Below are 23,644 nucleotides of genomic sequence, written 5' to 3' on the forward strand. Positions count from 1 at the left end.
TATCACAACTCTTCTCCGTAAGCCTTGCATAGCGCCTCTATAGGATGTAGGGGCTTTTTTCCTGTGCCGAGCTCTATCTGATTGCTGGCCAGTGGACAGTCCGAGACAAAAGTGTCTGCAGAGCTCGCATTTAGCTCCTCAAAGAGTTTTGACCCTACTCTGTAGGCCATGTCAAAGGTGCTTTTCTTTACGCCAAAAGTCCCATCGTGTCCAGAGCACCTTTCTACTATTTTCACCTTAGTGTTGGGTATAAGCCTCATAAGAGCTGCAGCCTTGTATCCTACATTGAGAGACTTCAGATGACAGGGTATGTGATAGGCTATGTTGCCCATTGATACTTTAAAGTCCCTGCTGAATTTGCCCTGCTGGTGAAGATTCCACAGGTATTCGTGAACATCGTAAACTCTCTGTGCCACCACTTTTGCATCTGGATCATCAGGTAGCAGAAGGGGATACTCATACTTAATCTGGAGGGCACAGGTAGGTATGGGGACAACTATGTCGTAGCCTCTGTCTACGTAAGCTTTTAGAGCTTTCACATTGAGCTTTGCCTTCTGCACAACAGTGTCTATATCTCCCACATCAAAGAAGGGAATACCGCAGCACTGCTGAGGAGGAAGCTCTATGTGTATGTCGTTTTTCTCAAAGACTCTGACAAGTGCTTTACCTTTATCAAGGTAATTGTAGTTTAAAAGACAGGTGTAAAAGAGAGCCACTTTACCATTTTCACCTTTTACCTCTCTCCTGTTTTTATTAAACCAGCTTTGGAAGGTTTGAGTATTAAAGGACGGAAGCTTTGCTCTTCTGTCTATCCCCATAAAGTTTTCCAAAAGGACCCTTACTGGCTTTGAATCTTTCACAGCATTTACAAAAGGTGCAAAAGGCACAGACATCTTACCCATAAGGTCCGTATTTACAAGCAGCTTGTCTGTTAATTTGGCTCCTTGCTTTTTAAACTTCCATATTTTGTATCTTAGAGAAAGATGAGGAAAGTCTATCTTCCACTCATGGGGTGGAGTGTAAGGACACTTAAAATAGCACTGTTTGCAGTGAAAGCAAAGGTCCAGAGGTGTGGCAAGCTCTTCTTTACTGAGGGCATTTATATCGTCATCGTGTCTATCCACAGCGTCAAAGAGTGCAGGGAAGGAAGGACAGTAAGGCAAACACATCCTGCAGTCCTTACACTTGGAGAAAACTCTCTTTGCCTCCTCCCAGAGGGCATCCTCATCCAAAAACTTTGGGTCCCTAAGGTCAAAGTTAAAATCCTTTACACCGCCTAATGACACCTCTTGCATGGCTCACTCCTTTTAAAGAATTTACATCTATTATTATATGCAAATTTTTTGCAATTGTCAAGGGGTGAAGTTCTTCAAGGAGTCTTCCAACGCTTCAAGAAAAGCGTCGTTTTCTTCCGGAAGCCCCACGCTCACCCTTAAACATCCCTCCAGTCCAGCCATGTAAGATACATTCCTTACCAGAACGCCTCTCCTCAAAAGCTCTACATGGAGCCTGTCTGCGGGTACAGAGGACCTAAAGAGTATAAAGTTGGCATCGGAAGGGTAAGGTTTTACTCCTTCCATTTGGGAAAGGACTTGGAAAAGCCTATCCCTTTCCTTTATAACCGTGCTTACACACTCCTCTATAAGCGGGTAAAACTCTGTAAGCATAAGCTTGGCTATCACCTGGGAGGGATAAGTTATATTAAAGGGCAGTCTCATCTTGTTTATCTCGTAAGCTACATCTTCTTTAGCTATAAGTATGCCTACTCTCAAACCTGCCATGCCTATCTTTGAGAGAGTTCTCAAAACCACCGTGTCCTCTCTGCTCAATGCATCTTTCAAAAAGCTTTTTTTTGAAAAGTGAAAGTAAGCCTCGTCAATAACCGTAAAGAGACCTTCCTCTCTTATCCTCTCTATCTTCTCTCTGCTAAAGCATGCGCCTGTGGGATTGTTGGGGTAAGATAAAAAGGCTAGGATGGGGGAAGAGTCTTTTATGGCTCTCAAAGACGCTTCCAAGTCTATGTCCATGTCCTGATTTAGCGGAACTTCTATCCTCTTCCTGCCAAGCATCCTGGCTGATATTTGGTACATGGGGAAGCTGGGAATAGGATAGAAAACACCACTGTCAAACTCGCCTATTGCTATGCTAAGGTAATAGATGAGCTCATCCGAGCCGTTGCCTAAAACCAAATTTTCCCTCTTTACACCAAAGTGTTCAGATAACACATCTTTGAGTTCTTCTGCCTCTGGGTCCGGATATTTATTTATGGGAATCTTGGCAACCTCCTGAGCTATCTTCTGCTTTGCTTCCTCTGGCAAGCGAAGGGGAAGTTCATTAGAAGAAAGTCTTACCTTAGCCTGTGTTGTCTCCGTTTTGTAAGGAGATAGGTTCTTTATCCTAATACTTATCACGCTTGTGGGTGTTCCTCCTCTTGAATTGCTTCCTTTTCTTCTTCTTCTTCTGCTCTGCCTAAGTAAAGTTCAAGCTCACCAACAGTGGATTCCATGAGTTTGTCCTCAAGGATGCCCTTTATGAGTCTGTTGAGCTTTCTCTCGTCACCCATTGCTATACCGTTAAGCACATAATAAAGCCTTTTGGGGAGAGAAAGCACTACCCTTTTGTATCTTGGACCACCTTTTTTCCTACCTCTTCTTGCCATCTTTCTCCTCCTTTTTAGATTTATAATTCTATTTTAGCATGTTTTTTAAAATTTTAGCACTTTTCTTAATGTCTTATCTCATAGCTTTCAATGGTAGTCTTGAAGACTCAATAGAGAGTGCCGATGTTATATACCTTCCAGAGGAACACACTAACAGAGAGGATCATGTTTTTCAGCTTAAGGTTATTAAATACATGCAAAATAAAGATTACAAGTTTGTTATAGGTATGGAGATGTTTCAGCAAAATTTTCAGAGATACTTGGACGAGTATATAAATTGTAAACTATCTGAAGAAGATATGCTTGAAAAAACTCAGTACAGAAAAAGGTGGGGCTTTGACCCCTCCCTTTACTCACCCATTTGGCGCTTTGCCAAGGAGAAGGGGATAGGGCTTTATGCTCTCAATGTACCCTCTGAGCTTCTTACAGAGATAAGGCAGGTTGGTCTTGATAATGTGGAAAGTCCGCTTTTACCAAAACCCATCATAGACCAGACTCCTCAAGAGAAAGAGTATCTTCTGAGTATACTCAGGTCCCATCCTAAGGCAGACGAAAAGTCCTTCTTTGAAGTTCAAAACGCATGGGACAATGTAATGGCTTATGCCATAATTAGGATACTTAAGGAAAATCCTGGTATAAAGGTGGTAGCCCTTGTGGGTAAAGGGCATGCACACAATTTAAAAGCTGGTATTCCCTACAGGGTTGAAAAGTTAGATCCCCAGGTCAGACAGGTGATACTCACCAAGGATCACTTTCTGTTTTCTATGGACTTTTCTAAGGATAGCTCGTCCGCAAACTCTATGAGGGTCCCAAACTGCAGTCCGTAAGACATTCTCGTTATCTTGAGATTTGGAAATCTTCTCTTGAGGAGCTTTATAAGGTAATTGGCTGTTGCCTCACCCTCCACATTGGGATTTGTTGCTACTATGACCTCTTTGGGTTTGTACCTCTCTATTCTTTGTATTAAGCTATCAATGCTAAGGTCCTGTGGAGATATGCCCTCCAGCGGTGCTATCCTGCCACCCAAGACATGATACACACCCGTATACCTTTCCAGTCTTTCTATGGCGTAAGCGTCCTGAGATTCTTCAACGATGCAAATGAACTTTTTGCTTCGCTTTTCATCAGAGCATATGGAACATACTTCTCTATCGGTGAGCAGTCCGCATTCGGCACACTTTTTAATGCTTTGCGCCAAATTTTGTAAAGTATTCACTATGATGATCCTTTCCTCCTGTGGGAGCTTAAGAAGGTTGTAAATAAACCTGCTTGCACCTCTCTCACCGTAGGTGGGTATCTTGATAATGCTTTCTATTGCTTCCTTCATAGCTTTTGGGAAGACATCTTCAAAAGCCAAGAATGCCTCCAAATCTCTTTTTGATGGCTTGCATCATCATATCCCTTGATATGTCTTGTGCTTGATTGAGGAGTTCCATAAGCGTATTCCTTATGTCGCCGAATTTCACATCTTGGCTACACTTTATCTCAAGCACCTCACCAAGACCATTAAAGACGATGGTAAGGTCATCTTTTTGAATCATCTCCCTTCTCTGTCTTAGCTCATCCTTAAGGCTTTCCAGCAAACCCTCAAAGCCTTTAAGGCTTTTTATAAGCTCTGCTATGTTCATCTTTCTCTCTCCCCCCTTATGAACTCCTCCACCATCTTTCTTGCCTGCCAGTCGGGGTACTGGATGGGTGGATGTTTCATAGTGTAGGCACTTATAGAATAAAGAGGTCCGCCTACGCCTCTGTCTCTTGCCAGCTTACAGCATCTTATGGCGTCCATCATGGACCCTGCACTGTTGGGAGAGTCCTCCACATCAAGCTTTAACTCCACATACATAGGTACATCTCCAAACTGCCTGCCCTCCATTCTTATGTAAGCTATCTTCCTGTCTTTTAGCCACGGCACCCAGTCAGAGGGTCCTATGTGTATGTTGTGCTCTCCTATGGGATATGGTATAAGAGAAGACACAGCCTGAGTTTTTGACACTTTCTTAGTCTTTAGCCTCTCTCTCTCTAACATATTTAGAAAATCCGTATTGCCCCCAAAGTTGAGCTGATATGTTCTTTCTATCTTCACACCCCTGTCTGTAAAAAGCTGGACGAGGGTCCTGTGAAGTATGGTAGCCCCCACCTGAGACTTTATGTCATCACCAACTACGGGAATGCCTTCCTTTTCAAACTTCTGCGCCCATTCTGGGTCGGACACTATAAAGGTAGGCATACCGTTTATAAAGGACACTCCTGCCCTTAGACAAGCTTCTGCATAAAACCTCGCTGCCTGCTCTGAACCTACAGGTACATAATTTACGAGGATATCCGCCTCTGTTTCTTTTAGCACCTTCACCACATCCTCCAGCTCATCCTCCCTCTCTTCTGAAAGTACAAAACTCCTCTCAGGTGGATAGTACTTCATATGCTGAGCAAAACCGTCCAGCACTTTACCCATCCTCACTTTAACATTCATCTTAGGCACGTCAGGTTCAAAAACCGCAGTACAGTTGGGAGGTGAAAAAATAGCTTCAGAAACATCTTTACCTACCTTACGGGCATCAATGTCCCATGCGGCAACCACTTCTATGTCCCAAGGCTTATACCCTCCCACATCCTCAAACATAAGACCGTTAACTTGAGCGTCCCGATTTTTCCTATAATAGTAAATGCCCTGCACTAAGGAGCTTGCGCAATTGCCAACACCAGCTATGGCAACCCTTATTTTCTTAGACATTTTAACCTCCACAAAATGAGCAAACTTTATAATATTATACCTGATGATGAAGGTGCTTATCGTTCTTTACTCAAAGCTGACAGAAGATAGCCAGTTGGTGGAAAAGCTGGAAGAGAAGGTAAGCTTACTGAAAAAGCTGGTAGGTCCCGACAGTCTTTATGCGGTTATAACTTCAAATATGAAACACCTATTTGATAAGTTTCCCGAATTGGTGTTTTTAAGGAATGATGAGGAAACGCTCCTTTACGGCATATACAAAGGACTTAGAAAGCTAAGGGGAAATGATGTGCTCCTTCTTGACGGCAAGGAGACCATCACAAAGGAGAGGATAATAAACTTTATAAGCCAGAGGAGGAAAAATCTGCTGTCAGTGGCACAGAATGGCTGGAGAGGTGTGGCTGTTTTAAAGATGATAGACCTGGATTATATAATTAGAACTATGGAAAGGTTTATAAAGGAAGACACGGACTTTTTGCAGATAATGAAGCTGGTAAAAGAAGATTACGGTATAGAATACGAAGCCTTATAGGAGGTTAAACATGGACGAGATAACTGTAGGAAAGTACACAGTAAGAACGGACAGATACTACACAAAGGAGCATGAGTGGGCTCTTATTAGGGGAAACAAGGCTTGGATAGGTATAACAGACTATGCGCAAAAGGAGTTGGGGGATATAGTTTATGTAGACCTTCCTTCCGTAGGACAAACTTACGAGAGTGCTGACACTATAGCTAATGTGGAATCTGTTAAGAATGTGGCACCCATATACTCGCCTCTGTCGGGTACTGTTGTAGAAGTTAACCAGCAGCTGATAGATGAGCCTCATCTTATTAACGAGTCGCCTTACGATGATGGATGGATAGCGGTGATAGAACTTTCCGACCCTATGGAGGTAGAAGACCTCATGCCAGCTCAAGATTATGCTGAACTGCTTGTTGAAATTATAAAGGATGAAAAGGGAGAGAGCATATCTCTTGAACTTCCAGAAGAGGAAATAACACCATCTGTAGAAGAATCCCTTGATGCTCTGCCAGAGGAGGAGCTTCCTTACGAGGAGAAGGAAAGGTAATGTACATACCCCATTCGTGGGATGACACAGAGGTTATTCTTAAGGAGCTGGGTATCTCCTCTCTGGAAGAGCTTTTTTCCCACATACATCCTTCTCTCCTGAGTTCCTCCAGCATCGGAAAGCCCATGTCCGAGGAAGAGCTGAGGAGATTCTTTAAGGGCATTGCAAGGAAGAACACAAAACTTATCTCCTTTGCCGGTTTTGGAGCTTACGATAGGATAATTCCATCCGCTATATGGCAGCTGTTAAGCAGAGGAGAGTTTTTAACAGCCTATACGCCATATCAGGCAGAAGCTTCTCAAGGCACACTACAGGCTATTTTTGAGTATCAGACGCTCATATGCGAGCTTACCGGTATGGATGTAGCCAATGCAAGCATGTACGATGGAGCTTCCGCCTTAGCACAAGCGGTACTTATGGCAAAGTCCATAAAAGACACAGGCAAGAAGGTGTTACTCTCAGAAGGTATAAATCCCATGTACAGAGAGGTAGTCAAAACCTATCTTAAAGGTTATCAGGATGAAATAATCTTACTACCGCTCAATGAGGAAGGCACCACAGACGTTAATGTGCTGGAGAGCCTCATAAAGGAGGGTGATGCTTATGCAGTGGTGGTCCAGCAGCCCAACTTTCTCGGTTTTATTGAACCTGTCCAACATGTGGGAGATATTACGAAAAAGTACGGAGTGCCTTTTGTGGTTGTAGCAGACCCCATAGCCCTTTCTATACTTAGACCTCCGGGTGACTGCGGAGCAGACATAGTGGTGGGTGAAGGACAGCAGATGGGAGTGCCACTAAACTTTGGAGGACCTTACGCTGGCTTCTTTGCCACAAAAACTCAGTACGTTAGAAAAATGCCCGGAAGGCTTGTTGGGCTTGGGGAGGACATGGAAGGAAATAGAGCGTTTACTCTTGTGCTTCAAACGAGAGAACAGCACATAAGAAGAGAGAAAGCCACTTCAAACATATGCACAAACCAAAACCTCATAGCCATTGCCAATCTTATGTATATGGTATTTTTAGGAAGGGAAGGCATAAGGCAGGTGGCAAAGCAAAGCCTCTCAAAAGCCATTTACTTAAAAAATCATCTGCTTTCCTTGGGATTTGAAGAAATTTACACAGGTAAGCACCTTTGGGAGTTTCCCCTCAGAATAAATAATGCGCTAAAGCTACACAAAGAGCTTCTCAAAGAGGGTTTCCTCTTTGGTGTACCCTTAGAAAAATTTGGCTACAAAGACACAATTCTTCTTGCATTAACAGAAAAAAGAACCAGGGAGGAGATGGACAGACTCATAAGTACCATCAAAAGGATCACATCTGCCCCTTGAGAACACCCTGCATTATAATTTAGTGTAAGTTATGGAACTTATAAGCATTCTGAAAGAAAACTTGAGGGTAGGGAATATAACCTTAAGAAATTTTATTAACCTAAATCCTGATGAGCTTGAATTGGTGAGGACATGGAGAAATCATCCAGAGGTGAGAAAATGGATGTACAACGACCAAGAGATAAGTAAGGAGGAGCATTTCAGATTCGTGGAAAGGCTAAAGGAAGATAGTAAAAACTTCTATCACCTTGCTGTAAAGGATAACGCTTACATAGGCGTTGTAAACTTGGTAAGGGTTGATCTGAGGAACAGAAATGCTTACTTTGGAATTTACGCAAATCCAGAGAATAGGATTCAGGGAGCAGGTTTCATACTTGGAAAGGCTCTTTTAAAACTCGCCTTTGAAATTGCACTTCTGCATACCCTAAGGTTGGAAGTTCTTGAAAATAACATAAAAGCATTGAATCTTTACAGAAAGCTTGGTTTTAAGGAGGAAGGAATACTGAGGGAGTTTGTTTTAAAGGAAGGTAAGTGGTTTGATGTTATAGTTATGGGCATGACGGAGGAGGAATACAGAAATGCACACGGTGAAGATTGAAGATAAATTCGTAGGTGATGGACAACCCGTTTTTATAGTCGCCGAGCTTTCTGCAAACCACCTGCAGAACCTGGATTTAGCGCTGAAAACCATAGAAGCCATAAAGGAGTGCGGTGCGGATGCGGTAAAGCTCCAGACCTACACGCCCGATACCATAACCATTGATGTCAAAAACGAATACTTTATGATAAAGCAGGGGACTCTGTGGGATGGAAAGTATCTTTACGACCTTTACAAAGAGGCATACACGCCCTGGGAGTGGCACTATAAACTTTTTGAGTTTGCAAAAGAGCTGGGACTTATAGTATTTTCTTCACCTTTTGATAAAACTGCGGTGGATTTCCTTGAGGAATTAAATACTCCCTGTTATAAAGTGGCGTCCTTTGAGATAACCGACATACCCCTCATTGAGTACATAGCCAGCAAAGGAAAGCCGGTAATTATCTCCACAGGTATTGCCACCCTCTCGGATATAGAATTAGCTCTACAAACATGTAAGAGTGTAGGAAACCATCAGGTTATTCTCCTAAAATGCGTTTCTGAATATCCAACACCTTTTGAAGATGCCAATTTGAGAACCATACCCAACATGAAGGAAACCTTTAAAGTTCTTGTGGGTCTTTCTGATCACACTCTTGGTATATCTGTGCCTATTGCTGCAGTGGCTTTAGGAGCGGTTCTTGTAGAAAAGCACTTTATACTTGACAGGAGTATGGGGGGTCCAGATAGTGCCTTTTCATTAGAGCCTGATGAGTTCAAAGCTATGGTAAAAGCAATAAGAGAGGTGGAAAAAGCTTTAGGTCAGGTGAGCTACCAATTAACGGAAAGACAGGAAGAGATGCGCAAGTTTGCAAGAAGCCTGTTTGCCGTAAAGGATATAAAGGCGGGGGAAGTGATAAATGAGGAGAACATAAAAAGCGTAAGACCGGGTTATGGCTTGCATCCAAAACATCTCAAGGATGTCTTAGGTAAAAGGGCGAGGGTTGACATACCAAAGGGAACACCATTAAAATGGGAGTTTTTAGAATGAGATTTTTAGAAGGCAAGTCCATCCTTATCACGGGAGGTACTGGCTCTTTTGGTAGAGCTTTTGTGAAGTTTGTCCTGCGTCATGCAAACCCTAAAAGGTTGATAATTTTTAGCAGAGACGAGTTTAAACAGTGGCAGCTTCAGAAGGAATTTCCCGAAAGTGATTACCCTCAAATGAGATTCTTCCTTGGGGACATAAGGGACAAAGATAGGCTGAGGCTTGCTTTTGAAGGCGTAGATTATGTGGTACACGCTGCTGCTCTCAAGCATGTTCCTACGCTTGAATACAATCCCTTTGAGGCTGTAAAGACCAACATCCTTGGAGCCCAGAACATTATAGAGGTGGCTATAGAAAAGGGGGTTAAGAAGGTGGTGGCTCTCTCCACCGACAAGGCTGTGAGTCCAGTAAACCTTTACGGAGCTACCAAGCTTACAATGGAGAAGCTTTTGGTAGCAGGTAACGCCTATGTAGGCACAAAAGACACTTCCTTTAGCATAGTCAGATACGGTAATGTGGTAGGCAGCAGGGGAAGCGTGGTGCCTCTTTTTCTGAAACTTGTATCTGAAGGATGCAGAGAACTGCCCATAACTGACGAGAGGATGACACGCTTTTGGATAACTCTTGAAGAGGGTGTAAGACTTGTTCTTTTTGCTCTTGAGGAGTCTATTGGTGGTGAAGTCTTTGTTCCAAAACTTCCCAGCGTGAAGGTGGTAGACTTGGCAAAAGCCATATGCCCAGACTGCGTTTTTAAAATCATAGGCATAAGACCTGGAGAAAAACTTCACGAAAGTCTTATAGCTGAAGACGAAGCAAGGGATGTGAGGCTGGTGCAGCACCAAGGTAGAACTTACTATGTATTACTTCCCACCTTTTCCTTTGAGAGTAAAAAAGCCATAGAGAAATGGAGGGGATACTCCAAGATGCCTGAAGGCTTTTTTTACAGAAGTGATAAAAATGACTGGTGGCTGAGTGCTGAAGAAATTAGAGAGCTTTTAGAAAAAGCTAAAGAGGATATAGCTTACTCCAATGATTCCTTACGGTAGGCAATACATAGATGAGGAAGATATAAGGTCGGTAATAGAGATACTACGCTCGGATTTTATAACGCAGGGTCCAAAAGTAGAGGAGTTTGAGAGGGCATTAGCCGAGTATTGCGGTGCCACATACGCAGTAGCTTTCAACTCTGGTACATCTGCGCTATACTGTGCATACAGAGCATTGGGCATAAAGGAAGGAGACAGCTTTATAACCACACCCATAACCTTTACGGCAACAGTTTCTATGGGTGTTATGCTTGGAGCAAAACCCATCTTTTGCGATGTAGAAGAAGATACTGGTAATATGGATGTAAACTTACTGGAAGAATTAATTACCCAAAATACAAAGCTTGTGGTACCAGTTCACTACGCAGGACATCCTGTGAATATGCAAAAGCTATGGGAGATAGCACAAAGGCACAACCTATGGGTGGTAGAGGATGCCTGCCACGCCTTAGGCTCAAGTTATAAAGGATACAAGACTGGTTCTTGCAAGTATTCTCACATAACCGTATTTAGCTTCCATCCTGTAAAACACATAACTACCGGAGAGGGTGGAGCAGCACTTACCAACGACAGAGACCTTTACGAGAAACTCCTTCAGTGCAGGAATCATGGCATAAGGAGAGGTGAGGATTGGGAATACTCGGTGGAGTTTCCCTCTTTTAACTTCAGAATTACGGATATACAGTGTGCCTTAGGGCTTTCTCAGCTTAAAAAGCTAAGCACATTTGTAGAAAGAAGGAGGAAGGTGGCAGAGTTTTACAAAAGCAGACTGTCAAACAATCCTCACCTGGACCTTCCTGTTGAAAAACCTTACGCTTTCCACTCTTACCATCTTTTTCCTATAAGACTGAGAGATGAAAAAAGGCGCAGAGAAGTCTTTAGAAGACTGAGGCAGTCAGGCATTTTTGTCCAGGTGCATTACATACCTGTCTATTGGCATCCCTTTCTGAACTATCCAAAAGGGCTTTGTCCTGTAGCAGAGAGATTTTACTCAAAGGAGGTCAGTTTACCCATCTACCCGTCAATAAAAGATGAAGAGCTTTATTATGTGGTGGAAAAACTGGAGGAGATTTTGAGTGATTGAAAAGTTTGTATTGGGAACGGCCAATTTTGGCATGAAGTACGGTATAGCTTTTAAAGGCAGAGTAGAACACGGCGAAGCTATGAGAATACTGGAAAGATCCCAAGAGGCAGGTATATGGGGTGTAGATACTGCTATGGTGTATGGGTCTGCGGAGGAGGTCCTGGGAGAATTTTTTGAGAGAAAAGGCAAGACTTTCCGTATCATAAATAAACTTCCCCACAAAAATTACACAAGTGAGGCTCAAATATACAGCACTGTTAAAGAAAGTTTAAAAAAGTTAAAAGTGGATCACATTGATTTTTTACTTCTACACTCTTATAAAACTTTTAAAAGCCATCCAAAACTTGTGATTGACGCCTTAAGAAACTTAAAAAATGAAGGAATTATAAAACATTACGGCATATCTGTATACCATCCTCAGGAATTTATAGATTTTTACACCTTTTGTGGTGAATCTGTAGCCGTAGAATTTCCTCTTAATGCGTTTGATAGGAGATTCACCAAGTATCTTAGAGAATGGAAATCAGAGGGCTTTATCCTCTTTGCAAGGTCGGTGTTCCTGCAGGGTCTTTTTTTCCTCAAAAGATTTGAGGGGAACTTTAAAAAGGTGGAGAGTAAGGTTAAAGCTTTAAAAAAGCTTGCAGAAGGTCTTGGTATGGACCTTCCCTGCTTACTCCTTTCTTTCGTTGCGAGTTTTGAAGAGCTGGACGGTATAGTGGTGGGTGTTGATGGACTTTCTCAGCTTGAAATGAACATCAGATGTTTAAGAGAGCTTACCAAGCTGAACCTTGAAGGCTTCGAGGTTGATGATGAAGACATAATACTCCCCTACATGTGGGATAGTTGACAAAAACACACTAAAGAAATATTATAAAAATGATTTAAGTTTGGAGGTAAGGGACATGTTCAGCGAAAACCTTCTTTCTGCAAGGTCTCTTGAGTACCTAAAAAAGGCTAAGGAGATAGCCAGGTCTTACAAAGACAGCAGAGTGGATACTGACCATCTCATGCTGGCTCTTTTATCGGATGAAAACTCACCTCTTTCTAAGTACTTAGAGAAGATGGGAATAGATAGGAAGGAGTTTTACAGGAGGGTTTCTGAGTATTTGGGAAAACTTAGGGAGCAGGTGGAAAAGGCTTCACAGCAAGAAGCACAGCATCTTATTGACCTCAGAAGCAAGATTATGCAGATAAAGTCCGATATAGGCACCCTTCAGGTGGAGCTTGAAAAAATAAAAAGGTCAAAGGAAGAGCTGCAGAGGGAGATGGAGAGGGCAAGAAGGTACGGAGATTACTGGGGCTTGCAGAGCCTTCAGGTGGAGTATGCAAGGCTGGAAAGCATAGAAAGGCAGTATAGAAGCCAGCTTGAAAGCGTAGAGAGAAGCCTCTCTACAGTATTTAAACAGGGAGATGTTAAAGCTTTTCTTGATAACAAGCTTACCATAGACGGGCTAATAAGGAAAGCCTTGGAGGATAGCGCACTTTTAAAACAGGTAAAAGAGCTTGGTCTTTCTCCAGACAGGGTAAAGGATATGATTGCCAAGAGAGTGTTTGGGAAGGAGCCTACCTTTGACTATTCGGAGAACTTGGTAAAGGTTATAGAAAATGCCCAAAACAAGGCTCTGCAAGAAGGGTTAGCTCAGGTGGAGCCTTATCACATAACTTCTTCACTCATAGAAGCAAAGGAAACCATAGGAGGTAAATTATTAGAAGATGTAATAGGAGGTGAAAAGATGAAGGATGTTACGGAGCAGCTAAAAGAAGAAGAAAAATCGCCTCTGGAGAGGTTTGGGGTGAGTTTGACCAACATGGCAAGGGAGGGGAAACTGGACCCTGTTGTGGGAAGGGAGAAGGAGATCAATCAGGTGATTGAGGTGCTTTTGAGAAGAACTAAGAACAATCCCGTGCTTGTAGGTGATCCTGGTGTAGGTAAAACCGCTATAGTGGAGGGCTTGGCTCAGAGGATAGTGGCAAAGGAAGTGCCTGTAGAGCTTCAGGATAAGGAGATCATCGCCATAGATATGGCTTCTTTGTTGGCAGGGTCTAAGTATCGCGGAGAGTTTGAGGAAAGGCTTAAAAAGCTTCTTGAAGAGATAAAGCAGAAGGGGAATATTATCCTCTTTATAGACGAGATACACACAGTGGTAGGTGCAGGAAAGGCAGAGGGTGCGGTGGATGCCAGCAACATGTTAAAACCTCCCCTTGCAAGAGGTGAGATAAGAGTCATAGGAGCAACAACGGTGGACGAGTACAGAAGATACATAGAGAAAGACCCAGCTTTGGAAAGGCGCTTTCAACCCATATATGTGGATGAGCCTACGGAAGAAGAGACCATAGAGATCCTCAAAGGATTGAGAGCTAAACTTGAACAGCACCACAAAGTAAAAGTGTCAGACGAGGCTATAGAGGCTGCGGTCAAGCTTACCAAAAGGTATGTGACCTTTAGAAAGCTTCCTGACAAAGCCATAGATGCCCTTGATCAGGCAAGTGCAAGGAAAAAGCTATCAGTTGTTTCTGTGCCTCCAGAGGTGCAGGAACTGGAAAGAAGGATAAAGGCGTTGGATGAGGAGGTGCAAAAAGCATACCTTGAAGGCAACTACGAAAAAGAAGCACAGCTAAAAATAAAAAAGGTGCAACTTGAGAAAGAAAAGCAGGATTTGCTAAGCAGGCTTGGTAGCACGGACCTAAAAATTCAGGAGATAAAGAGGCGGATAGAAGAGCTTGAACAGGAGATCCTGAGGCATTCCGAAAGGGGTGATTACGAAAAAGAGGCACAGCTTAAGATAGAAAAGGTAAAGCTGGAAAAGGAACTAAAGGAGCTAGAGAGCAAAAAGGCTCAGGCTCTGGTGGTAGATTGGGACGATGTAGCTCAGGTAGTATCCGATTGGACGGGAATTCCTGTGTCTAAACTTAAAGAGGAGGAGATGCAAAAACTCCTGAGGCTTGAGGAGGAGCTTCACAGAAGGGTTATAGACCAAGAGCACGCTGTAAAGGCTGTGGCAGAAGCCATAAGAAGGGCAAGGGCTGGACTCAAAGACCCCAAAAGACCCATAGCCACCTTTCTCTTCTTGGGACCTACGGGAGTAGGAAAAACGGAGCTTTCCAAGGCTTTGGCAGAGCTTCTCTTTGGAGACGAGGAGGCTCTCATAAGGCTTGATATGTCGGAGTTTAAAGAAGAGCACAGCGTTGCAAAACTCATAGGTGCACCACCTGGCTATGTAGGCTATGAAGAAGGCGGAAAGCTAACAGAAGCAGTAAGGAGAAAGCCTTACTCGGTGATCCTGCTGGACGAGATAGAAAAGGCTCATCCTAGGGTTTTTGACCTCTTTCTGCAGGTATTTGATGATGGAAGACTAACAGACTCTCACGGAAGGACCGTTGATTTTAGGAACACTGTCATAATAATGACCTCCAACATAGGCTCTCAGTATCTTTTAGGCATATCTGTTGATGGTGACGAAGAGTTTTTGCAGAGCGAGTTTGAAAGAGCAAAAACAAAGGTGCTGGAAGAGTTAAAGTACTTCTTCAGACCGGAGTTTTTAAACAGGATAGATGAAGTGATAGTTTTTAAGCCTCTCACCATGAAGGAGCTTCTCCAGATAGTGGACCTTCTGGTGGCATCGGTAAACAAGCGTCTGGAGGAGAGAAACATAAAACTTATCCTTAGCCAAGAGGCAAAGAGAGAGCTGGCAAGGTTAGGGTATGACCCTGCCTACGGCGCAAGACCCCTGAAAAGGGTGCTGCAGAGGTACTTAGAAACACCCTTAGCGGATAAAATCATAAAGGGTGAAATAAAGGACGGCTCCACTGTGAAGGTGGAATATAACGAAAATGGGTTTTCTTTTGTAAGCGTTTAATCTTCTCTACCTCGCACTATGAGCTTTAGAGGGGAGTACCTGATGCCCAGATACTCCCTCAGCCTCCTTACAAAGAATGTTCTATAGCTCTCCCTCCAGCCGTCTGGATAGTTGGTTATTATGGCTATCGTGGGAGGTTTTGCCTCCTCCTGATGAGCGTAATAGACTTTAACTTCTCTCCCTTTGTGCAAAGGCGGTGCCTTCTCTTTGAGTACTTTTTGAACAGCTCTGTTTATAAAAGATGTTTTGTGTTGCTTAGTGTAGTCCTGATAAACCAAGATGGCGTTGTCAAGTATGTCTTGAATTCCCTCTTGCCTTATGGCAGAGGTAAACACAATGGGAGCAAAATCAAGAAAGTGAAGCTCTTTCCTTATGTAATCCTGCGCCTGCTCTTTGGTTGCCTTCACAAGGTCAAACTTATTTGCCACTATCACGCATCCCTTAAACCTTCTCTCTATCAGTCCGGCTATTTTTTTATCCTGGTTTGTTATACCTTCTGATATGTCCAGCACCAAGCACACCACATCCGACATCTCTATTGCCTTTATGGACCTGCCTACCGCAAAAAACTCAACACCATACTCTACCTTTGGTCTCCTTCTTATACCTGCAGTATCTATAAGAACAAACTCCTTACCTTTATACTCAAAAGGCACCTCCACCGCATCCCTTGTAGTACCTGCCACCTCAGACACTATAACCCTTTCGCTCCCCAGAATAGCGTTTATCAGAGAGGATTTGCCCACATTAGGTCTTCCTACAAAGGATACCTTTATACCACTATACTCAAGCTTTACAGGCTCGTCTGGGAGAAGAGAATGCAGAGCATCCAGAAGTTCAGCCACACCTATCCCATGCTGTGCGGATACGGGGAAAACCTTTTCAAAACCCAATGCGTAAAAGTCATAAACATTCTTTTGAAGCTTTTCACTGTCTATTTTATTGACTACGAGAAATACCTTTTCTCTGTAAGGATAAAGCATTCTGGCTATGTATTCATCTCCTGCTGTTATACCTTCCCTTCCATCTACAACAAAGAGGATCACCTGAGCCTCGGAAAGTGCCTTCTTGACTTGTTTTTCCACCTTTTCTGACATTTCTTCACCCCCTTCAAAAATGCCACCTGTGTCTGCCACCATAAACTTCTTGTCCTTCCAGGAAGCTTCGGACTCTATAATGTCTCGCGTAACGCCAGGGATGCCGTGTACTATACTCTTCCTCCTGCCTACTATCCTGTTAAAGAGGGTGGATTTACCCACATTTGGTCTTCCAACTATAAGAACCTGGTTTTTCATCTTTCTTTAAAGAGCGCTCAGCAACTCTTTGGTGTAGGGATGGTCAGGATAGTCAAAGATGCTAAAGACATCTTTCTGCTCCACCACCTGCCCATCTTTTAAAACTATCACCCTATCTGCCACTTCAGCCACAACACCAAAGTCGTGTGTCACTATTATCACAGCCTTTCCTCTCTCTCTGAGACGCCTAAAAAGGGCAAGTATCTTCTCCTGCACCGATACATCAAGCGCGGTAGTCGGCTCATCAGCCAGCACTACCTCTGGGTCGCATACGGTAGCTATTGCTATGCAAACTCTCTGTTTCATACCACCAGAGAGGTGATGAGGATACAGGCGATAAACTCTCTCTGCATCCTCTATGCCTGCATCTTTTAGTGCCTGCAAAGACTTTTGTTTAGCTCCTTTCTTTCCAAAGTGGGCAATGTAAGCCTCCTCTATCTGAGTGCCTATCTTAAAAAGAGGGTCAAGGTAAGCGGAAGGCTCTTGAAAAACGGTAGAGATGTATCTTCCCCTTAGCTTTCTATATTCTGATTCTGCAAGTCCCAGAATTTCTTTACCTTTGAACTTTACGCTCCCAGAAACCTTAGCGTACTTTGGCAAAAGACCCATTATTGAGGCAAGAATGGAGGATTTTCCAGAGCCAGACTCTCCCACTATACACAGAACTTCCCCAGCATCAATGCCAAAGCTCACATCCTTTAAAATGTGTTTTTCACCATACCAAAGGTTTAGGCTCTCCACTTCAAGTAGCATTTATCACACTTTCAAAAACAGGTTTTATCCTGTCATAAAGTTCATAAAGGTCCTGAGAAATAACCTTGGTCTCGGAAAGTACAGGCATAAAGTTAGTATCACCGTTCCATCTTGGCACTATGTGGAGGTGTATGTGGTCTTCAAGCCCAGCTCCAGCAGACCTCCCAAGATTGTATCCTAAGTTAAAACCGTGCGGTTTTATGCATATCCGAAGAGTCCTTATGCACGCCTTTGTAAGCTTGTGCATCTCCAAAACAGTTTCATCATCAAGAGAGAGTATATCACCCATGTGCTCTATAGGTGATACCATAAGGTGTCCGGCATTATAAGGATACTTGTTAAATATTACAAAAGCCCTCCTCCCCCTGTGTAAAACTAAGAACTCTCTCCATCTTTCCTCAGGTTGCCTTACAGCCTCGCATAGGAAACACTGGGTAATTTGATCTATGTTTTCCACATACTTGGTTCTCCAAGGTGCCCAAAGCATCTTCACAGCCTTAAGAGCCTCCTTATAGCTTTTTCCACATCCTCTTCAGAAGGAAGATAGTCATGTCTTTCCAGCTCCATGGTGTCTCTGAAGTAAAGCACAGTGGGAAAGGCATAAACTCCTAAGTCTTCCGCACTAGTATTTTTTGTCGCATCCATATAGTAAAAGTTAATCTTGTCTCCATACAGCTTTTGAAACTTTGACAGCACATGATAAAAGGTCTCGTTTTGACTGCTATCAGGCTTTGTAAAGATGACTACAGCGGGCTTATCTCCTGCAACAGCCTTATCGTAAAGCTCCTTGTCAGTTATCTCCTCAAATCCTTCAAACATACCAAACCTCCCACTTATATTTTACTCCATTCAGAAGGAGTAATTAAAGCCTACGAGGAAACTTCTTGGCATGCCAGGGGCTAAGGCTCTTGAACTATCCCTTTGCGGGTCTACAGGTACTGGCAGAAATGGGTTCAGTTTTGCTGCATCTTCCAAAGATACATATCTGCCGGTTGTTTCGTACTTTTTGTCAAATACATTTTCAACCCTTGCAAAAAGAGTCAGATTTCCAAGCCTGTAATTGGCTGTAAGGTTCACCAGAGTGTAACTGTTGGTTTTTCTGTCAAGGTTTGCCTCATCACCCAAAAGATACACACCCGATGTATAGAGTATGTCCGTTCCTACACTCAAACCCTTTAAAAGTTCATAGCTCATTCCGAGTTTAATGCTATGCTTAGGTATACCAGGTATTTTGTCCCCAGGATTTACCACCAAAGCTCTCAGATCACAGTTGACTCTTGGGTTGCTACCACCACTGTTGCATACTTCGCGTATCAAGGGATGATTTGGGCTACTGAAAAGCTCCTGAGTTCTAAACTCCGCATCCAGAAGAGTATATCCTGCAAAGACCTCCAACTTTCCCATCTTGCCTTCAAGTCCTAATTCCAAACCCCTTCTTCTTGTCTTACTCACATTTTTAAAGTAAATCTGTCCAAGGCTCCCGCCTGCAACAGGAAGTATGTCATCCTTGAGGTCCGTATTAAAGAGAGATAAGTACCAATAAATGTTTCCTGCCATGATGCCCTTTATTCCAGTTTCATGCGTTTTTGCCACAACCTGCCTGAGGGGTGGGTCCTGCACAAAAGCGGAGGGGAGTCTGCAGGGCTCGTTGGGGTCAGAACATGTAATTTCTACAGGTGTGGGAGCCCTTGAAGACTCAAAGTAGGAGGCATAAACAAATGTATTGTGCAGAACCTCATAAGAAGCCCCCACAGCAGGGTTAAATCTTGAGTAGGAATTGGTACCGTTTATATCTGGAAACAGCCCTGTCCTATCCTCTAATTTCACCCTAATGTGATTGAACCTTCCACCTAGAAAGAGGTCAAGAGGCTTGAAGGGAGAGAGAATATCAAGGAAGTAAAGGCTATAAACTGCATTTCTGTTTTTGACATCCCTGAAGAAAACTTCATCTCCAGCGGAGCCTAAAAGTATGCCAAAGCCTGACACCTCTCTGTTGGGTTTGAAGGCTCCAACCTCGCGATCAAATATATACTTCGCATCAGATACATCTACCCCCGCACCTATCGTTAAGCTATTTTTTATACCTCTTATACCTCCCTTCAGTGTTGTCTGAATAGTACCACCATAAACATTTTGTTTTATTACCGTCCTGTTTACCACGCCAGGTATTAGTCCCTCGGGAAATGGTATAGGATTACCCCTTTTATCCAATACAGGTTGTTCATCTTCTGTAACGAGTATGCTATCCTCTACCTCAAAATCTGTCATATCACCGCTGTCAAAACTGAACCTGCTCTTTTTGTAATAGAGGTTCCAGTCAAGGTTTATATGATCGCTTAGTTCATAACTACCACGGTGAGTAAAGATGTAGGTATTATTTTTGTATATATCCCTTGCTGTGAAAGCCATCTTTCTGTCAATGCCCAAAAACTTTTCCAATAGCACATCTGTGCTCTGTATGCTGTTATCCGCAGCAATTATGGAGAAGTCAAGAAAACCTCTATCAAGCAGGTAAGAGAGCTTACCCAAACCTCTTTTTATATCCGTATCCGAAAAATCCCTCCATCCCTTTCCCTTAAACCAATCACCGGTAAGGTAAAGTCCAAGATTTTCTCTAAGCTTATAACTCGTTTGAAACCAGCCGGATCTTCTCTCAAAGGAACCCACATAGGCACCCACCTCGCTTCCCGAAAAGCTAAAAGCGTTCTTTGTCTCTATGGAAAGGGAGCCGCCAAGGGTATTAAGACCAAAAATTGGATTAGAGCCGGGTATCAAATTTACGCTGTTTATGGCTTTATCAGGTATTATGTCCCAATTTACCACATCCCCAAAAGGCTCGTTCATACGCACACCGTCAAGATATACAGAAAGACCCTGAGGCTGGCCTATCATCCAAGAAGATGTAAATCCTCTGTACATAAGCGTATTCTGAAAGGGATTACTCCTATCTGTTGAAAGGTGGATACTGCTGAACCTTAGGTTTAAGAAGTCACTTAAGTTCACAGTTCTCTGCTTTTCAATCTCTTTATATGTTTCCGTTTCCACAGAGGATGGGAACCTCTCTTTTGAGACATCCACACCATGTAAAGGTGAGATCCCTATTACCTCAATAGGTTCAAGCTCCCTCTCTTTCTCTTGGGCAAAGGATGTTAAAACCAGAGAAATTAAAAAAAGTATCCCCTTTGAAAGTCCTCTCATAGCACACCTCCAAAATGTGTTTTTAAAGAGCTTACCAAAAAGTTATAATATTTACAATGATATAAATCATATATTCTCTTCGTAAGCTAAGTCCTTTGAGAGTCTATAGTAGTTTTCCCTTCCGCTTTTTAATATTTCCACATACCCTTTTTTACACAGGGATCTTATGGCTCTTGATACATTACCTATATCGCTGTTGACTTCCTTTGCTATCTTGTGCAAAGGTATGTGTATCCAGCTGTCTGTGCTGCATGTAGTTACGAAGAAGAGTAGAATTTTAAGTTCGTCCTTATTCAAAGAACCTAAGACGCGGCGAAGGGGTTTTTTTAGCATCTTTTTGGTTCTGCGCTTATGCATGGCAAGCTCAACGGATACATATATGTCCTTATCGTCAAAAGGTTTTACCAGATAGCCAAGGTAATCCGTGTCCTTAACCCTTGATAGTGTTTCTTCATCAGTATAAGCGGTCACATACACAACTGGTATGCCTAAAGTGGTGTTAAGGTAACGGGCAGTCTCTATCCCGTCTATACTCCCCTTTAAAACTATGTCCACAAAAGCTAAGTCAGGATGGAACTCCTTCACCAGTTTTATAGCTTCTTCACCGGAAGGGCAGGCAACTACATAATAACCAAAGGATTCTAATATATCCTTCATATACCTTGCTACTATCACCTCGTCCTCAATTATGAGAAGCCTTCCCTTAAGCATATTATTAAAAATTATGTACCTACACGTGCTGTTGCTGGAGCTTTTTAGCACTCTCTTACTTTTAATCATACTTCTTTACCTCTTTTGGGCAGGTAGAAGGGAAAGCATAAATAAGCAGGAAGGCTGGAATTACATACTTTTGGGCTTTTTCTTAGTCTTTGTAGGTACGCTTTTAGACTTTGGCGACAACTTTCCTGAATTGAATAGCTACTTTATTTTGGGTAAAATCTCACATAAACCTTTTTTTGAGTTATTTGAGAGATTTTTCGGTTATTTTTTAGGCTTTTTTTTGCTAGCTATTGGACTCAAAAAGTGGATGCCCACGATAATAAAGCTAAAAGAGTTTCAAAGGGAGCTGGAGAAATCCCACGAAGAACTTGAAAGAAAGGTAAGAGAAAGAACAGAACACCTACTTTCTGAAATAGCACATCGTAAGCGTGTTGAAGAAAAGCTGTTGGCTTCACTTGAAGAAAGGAACATACTTTTGAGAGAGGTGCACCATCGCGTGAAGAATAACTTACAGATAGTGCTTAGCTTGATAGGCATGAGGCTCAGAACCATTAAAAATGCATCATCAAGGGCAGTACTTGAGGACTTACATCAGCGCATAATGGCTATCTCCCTTATACACGAAAGCCTCTACAAGTCCGAAAGTATAACCAGCATAGATGCAGGCATCTACATAGAGAATTTGCTCAATAATCTGTACATGTTTTACGGTAAAGATGTACGCATCCATAGTGAGATTAGCAATACACTCTTAAGTATAGACATAGCAACCTCAGTAGGGATAATATTGAGCGAACTTGTGGTGAATGCACTAAAGCATGCCTTTCCGCACGGTCACGGTGGTAATATCTATGTACACTTTAAAGATACGGATGATTGTATACTACTTGAGGTGTGGGATGATGGTGTAGGGTTGAGAGACAAGGGAAAGGATGAAAAACTTGGACTTAAGCTCATAGGTATGTTCCTTGAACACTTAAAGGGGAGCATGGAGATGGAAGGAGGAAAAGGTACTCGCTTCAAAATTCGCATACCGAAAGTGTATGATATAAAATAAAATTCCTGGGAACTCTTGACAGGATATAGTCAAACGGTTATACTTTAAGGACACTATTGAGGGTATCCGCTAAGCGGATTAAAATGAAATTTTATGAGAACCTTAAAGTATCCCCCGAGTTCTTGTGGATAGGGGGTAGTAGGCAGGAGGTTTTGGACTCCTGCAGGGTGGAATGTTAGTAAAGGAGTTTAATTATGGCGCAGGTGAGCCTTGATCTTATTGTGACTCTTATTAAGGTGCTTTTGCTTTTGGGCATTTTGCTTGGGCTTGGTGCTTATCTTACTTGGTTTGAAAGAAAATTGGCTGGACATATTCAGGCGCGCATGGGTCCCAAGTTGGTGGGTCCTTTTGGTCTTTTGCAACCTCTTGCTGATGGCATAAAGCTTCTCACTAAGGAGTCTATCATACCCAGAGGCGCAGATAGACCGGTTTACTACCTTGCCATAGTTTTATCCTTGGCACCTGCTTTACTGCTTTTTTCCGTAATACCTTTCGGACCGGGCTTTAATCTCTTCGGTTATGAGGTAAAACCTGTCATATCTGATGTAAACATCGCTCTGATTTTTATATTTGCCATGGGTTCTCTTGCGGTTTATGGGACCATATTCTCAGGATGGGCTTCTAACTCCAAGTACGCCTTTATAGGTTCTCTGAGAAAGAGTGCGGTCATGATAGCTTACGAGGTGATACTGGGTTTTTCAGTTTTAGGTGTTGTGCTTTTGGCGGGCACTTTGAGCACTGTAGGTATAGTGGAAGCCCAGATAAAGAGCGGTGTTTGGTATATACTCTACCAACCTGTCGCTTTCCTTCTGTATCTCTTTTGCATGCTGGCAGAGTCGGGGAGAGTTCCCTTTGACATTCAGGAGGCTGAGGCGGAGCTGGTAACCGGATACAATGTAGAATACGGTGGCATGCGTTTTGGAGTTTTCCCCCTTGCCGAGTGGTATCTGAATGTTATGGCTCTTTCCGCACTTGCGGTTATTCTTTTCTTCGGTGGTTGGTCTGGACCAAACATTTTTGGACCTTTCTCGCCTTACTTGTGGTTTCTTATAAAAACCTTTTCCTTAGTCTTCTTTGTTCTCTGGCTACACTGGACTTTGCCCAGATTTCAGGCAAGGGACATAACCGAGATAGCTTGGAAGGTGCTTCTTCCTTTAGCTCTTGCCAACGTTGTCTTAACCGCAGTGGTTTTATATGTTCTATGATGTAGGGTGCCAGGAG

The 23,644-nt window shown here is 42.9% G+C and carries 24 protein-coding genes; 12 read left to right on the top strand and 12 right to left on the bottom strand.

Features of this window, described 5'->3' with window-relative positions:
* Positions 1–2: 2 nt before the first annotated feature.
* The 3 genes from HTH_RS07690 to HTH_RS07700 are packed head-to-tail and all read right to left on the bottom strand — an operon-like array spanning position 3 to position 2,659.
* Positions 3–1,295 (bottom strand): anaerobic glycerol-3-phosphate dehydrogenase subunit C, encoded by a 1,293-nt coding sequence (locus HTH_RS07690; RefSeq protein ID WP_012964156.1) that lies wholly within the window; start codon positions 1,293–1,295, stop codon positions 3–5.
* Positions 1,296–1,352: 57 nt separating this feature from the next.
* Complete coding sequence (gene hisC / locus HTH_RS07695; RefSeq protein WP_012964157.1) at positions 1,353–2,411, bottom strand: histidinol-phosphate transaminase; 1,059 nt, start codon at positions 2,409–2,411, stop codon at positions 1,353–1,355.
* Positions 2,408–2,659 (bottom strand): hypothetical protein, encoded by a 252-nt coding sequence (locus HTH_RS07700; protein ID WP_012964158.1) that lies wholly within the window; start codon positions 2,657–2,659, stop codon positions 2,408–2,410. The genes hisC and HTH_RS07700 overlap by 4 nt, the downstream gene beginning before the upstream one ends.
* 38 nt (positions 2,660–2,697) lie before the next feature.
* Here HTH_RS07700 and HTH_RS07705 point away from each other — a divergent pair, with 38 nt between their 5' ends.
* The gene (locus HTH_RS07705) at positions 2,698–3,486 is read left to right on the top strand and encodes a ChaN family lipoprotein (RefSeq protein WP_012964159.1); all 789 of its coding nucleotides are present in this window, start codon (positions 2,698–2,700) and stop codon (positions 3,484–3,486) included.
* Here the strand turns inward: HTH_RS07705 and recR are convergent.
* Genes recR through HTH_RS07720 form a run of 3 tightly spaced genes read right to left on the bottom strand, consistent with a single transcriptional unit; the run spans position 3,408 to position 5,390 of the window.
* Positions 3,408–4,016, bottom strand: a complete 609-nt coding sequence (gene recR / locus HTH_RS07710) for a recombination mediator RecR (protein WP_012964160.1) — start codon at positions 4,014–4,016, stop codon at positions 3,408–3,410. The genes HTH_RS07705 and recR overlap by 79 nt on opposite strands.
* Positions 4,006–4,287 carry a hypothetical protein gene (locus tag HTH_RS07715; protein WP_012964161.1) on the bottom strand — a complete coding sequence of 94 codons (282 nt, stop codon included), beginning with the start codon at positions 4,285–4,287 and terminating at the stop codon, positions 4,006–4,008. Before HTH_RS07715 ends, recR begins: the two co-directional genes overlap by 11 nt.
* The gene (locus HTH_RS07720) at positions 4,284–5,390 is read right to left on the bottom strand and encodes an inositol-3-phosphate synthase (protein WP_012964162.1); all 1,107 of its coding nucleotides are present in this window, start codon (positions 5,388–5,390) and stop codon (positions 4,284–4,286) included. The genes HTH_RS07715 and HTH_RS07720 overlap by 4 nt, the downstream gene beginning before the upstream one ends.
* Before the next feature lie 43 nt (positions 5,391–5,433).
* Here HTH_RS07720 and HTH_RS07725 point away from each other — a divergent pair, with 43 nt between their 5' ends.
* Genes HTH_RS07725 through HTH_RS07765 form a run of 9 tightly spaced genes read left to right on the top strand, consistent with a single transcriptional unit; the run spans position 5,434 to position 15,400 of the window.
* Entirely contained in the window at positions 5,434–5,919 is a 486-nt protein-coding gene (locus HTH_RS07725; protein WP_014462641.1) for a hypothetical protein, read from the top strand.
* A gap of 10 nt (positions 5,920–5,929) precedes the next feature.
* A complete protein-coding gene (gcvH, locus tag HTH_RS07730; protein ID WP_012964164.1) occupies positions 5,930–6,460 on the top strand; it encodes a glycine cleavage system protein GcvH in 531 nt (176 codons plus the stop codon).
* Positions 6,460–7,788, top strand: a complete 1,329-nt coding sequence (gene gcvPA / locus HTH_RS07735) for an aminomethyl-transferring glycine dehydrogenase subunit GcvPA (protein ID WP_012964165.1) — start codon at positions 6,460–6,462, stop codon at positions 7,786–7,788. The genes gcvH and gcvPA overlap by 1 nt, the downstream gene beginning before the upstream one ends.
* A gap of 31 nt (positions 7,789–7,819) precedes the next feature.
* The gene (gene pseH, locus HTH_RS07740) at positions 7,820–8,386 is read left to right on the top strand and encodes a UDP-4-amino-4,6-dideoxy-N-acetyl-beta-L-altrosamine N-acetyltransferase (RefSeq protein ID WP_012964166.1); all 567 of its coding nucleotides are present in this window, start codon (positions 7,820–7,822) and stop codon (positions 8,384–8,386) included.
* Complete coding sequence (gene pseI / locus HTH_RS07745) at positions 8,367–9,416, top strand: pseudaminic acid synthase (protein ID WP_012964167.1); 1,050 nt, start codon at positions 8,367–8,369, stop codon at positions 9,414–9,416. Before pseH ends, pseI begins: the two co-directional genes overlap by 20 nt.
* On the top strand, positions 9,413–10,459 hold the full coding sequence (pseB, locus tag HTH_RS07750; RefSeq protein ID WP_012964168.1) for a UDP-N-acetylglucosamine 4,6-dehydratase (inverting): 1,047 nt from the start codon (positions 9,413–9,415) through the stop codon (positions 10,457–10,459). Before pseI ends, pseB begins: the two co-directional genes overlap by 4 nt.
* Entirely contained in the window at positions 10,443–11,543 is a 1,101-nt protein-coding gene (gene pseC, locus HTH_RS07755; protein ID WP_012964169.1) for a UDP-4-amino-4,6-dideoxy-N-acetyl-beta-L-altrosamine transaminase, read from the top strand. The genes pseB and pseC overlap by 17 nt, the downstream gene beginning before the upstream one ends.
* Positions 11,536–12,390 (top strand): aldo/keto reductase, encoded by an 855-nt coding sequence (locus HTH_RS07760; protein WP_012964170.1) that lies wholly within the window; start codon positions 11,536–11,538, stop codon positions 12,388–12,390. Before pseC ends, HTH_RS07760 begins: the two co-directional genes overlap by 8 nt.
* A 55-nt stretch (positions 12,391–12,445) precedes the next feature.
* Complete coding sequence (locus tag HTH_RS07765) at positions 12,446–15,400, top strand: AAA family ATPase (protein ID WP_012964171.1); 2,955 nt, start codon at positions 12,446–12,448, stop codon at positions 15,398–15,400.
* Here HTH_RS07765 and der read toward each other — a convergent pair.
* The 6 genes from der to HTH_RS07795 form a co-directional block, all read right to left on the bottom strand.
* Positions 15,397–16,695, bottom strand: a complete 1,299-nt coding sequence (gene der / locus HTH_RS07770) for a ribosome biogenesis GTPase Der (protein WP_012964172.1) — start codon at positions 16,693–16,695, stop codon at positions 15,397–15,399. The genes HTH_RS07765 and der overlap by 4 nt on opposite strands.
* A 6-nt stretch (positions 16,696–16,701) precedes the next feature.
* On the bottom strand, positions 16,702–17,448 hold the full coding sequence (locus HTH_RS07775) for an ABC transporter ATP-binding protein (protein WP_012964173.1): 747 nt from the start codon (positions 17,446–17,448) through the stop codon (positions 16,702–16,704).
* Positions 17,438–17,941, bottom strand: a complete 504-nt coding sequence (locus HTH_RS07780; RefSeq protein WP_012964174.1) for an HIT family protein — start codon at positions 17,939–17,941, stop codon at positions 17,438–17,440. The genes HTH_RS07775 and HTH_RS07780 overlap by 11 nt, the downstream gene beginning before the upstream one ends.
* Positions 17,938–18,267: a thioredoxin family protein gene (locus HTH_RS07785; protein ID WP_012964175.1), complete on the bottom strand. Its 330-nt coding sequence runs from the start codon at positions 18,265–18,267 to the stop codon at positions 17,938–17,940. The genes HTH_RS07780 and HTH_RS07785 overlap by 4 nt, the downstream gene beginning before the upstream one ends.
* A gap of 30 nt (positions 18,268–18,297) precedes the next feature.
* Positions 18,298–20,646 carry a TonB-dependent receptor gene (locus HTH_RS07790; protein ID WP_012964176.1) on the bottom strand — a complete coding sequence of 783 codons (2,349 nt, stop codon included), beginning with the start codon at positions 20,644–20,646 and terminating at the stop codon, positions 18,298–18,300.
* A 66-nt stretch (positions 20,647–20,712) separates the two neighbouring features.
* Positions 20,713–21,357 (bottom strand): response regulator, encoded by a 645-nt coding sequence (locus tag HTH_RS07795; RefSeq protein ID WP_012964177.1) that lies wholly within the window; start codon positions 21,355–21,357, stop codon positions 20,713–20,715.
* A gap of 13 nt (positions 21,358–21,370) precedes the next feature.
* Here HTH_RS07795 and HTH_RS07800 point away from each other — a divergent pair, with 13 nt between their 5' ends.
* Both HTH_RS07800 and nuoH read left to right on the top strand, forming a co-directional pair.
* Positions 21,371–22,423 carry a sensor histidine kinase gene (locus HTH_RS07800; RefSeq protein WP_014462643.1) on the top strand — a complete coding sequence of 351 codons (1,053 nt, stop codon included), beginning with the start codon at positions 21,371–21,373 and terminating at the stop codon, positions 22,421–22,423.
* Positions 22,424–22,617: 194 nt separating this feature from the next.
* Positions 22,618–23,628 (top strand): NADH-quinone oxidoreductase subunit NuoH, encoded by a 1,011-nt coding sequence (gene nuoH / locus HTH_RS07805; RefSeq protein WP_012964179.1) that lies wholly within the window; start codon positions 22,618–22,620, stop codon positions 23,626–23,628.
* Positions 23,629–23,644: the final 16 nt, after the last annotated feature.

Origin of the sequence: Hydrogenobacter thermophilus TK-6 (assembly GCF_000010785.1) — a bacterium.
GTDB lineage: Bacteria > Aquificota > Aquificia > Aquificales > Aquificaceae > Hydrogenobacter > Hydrogenobacter thermophilus.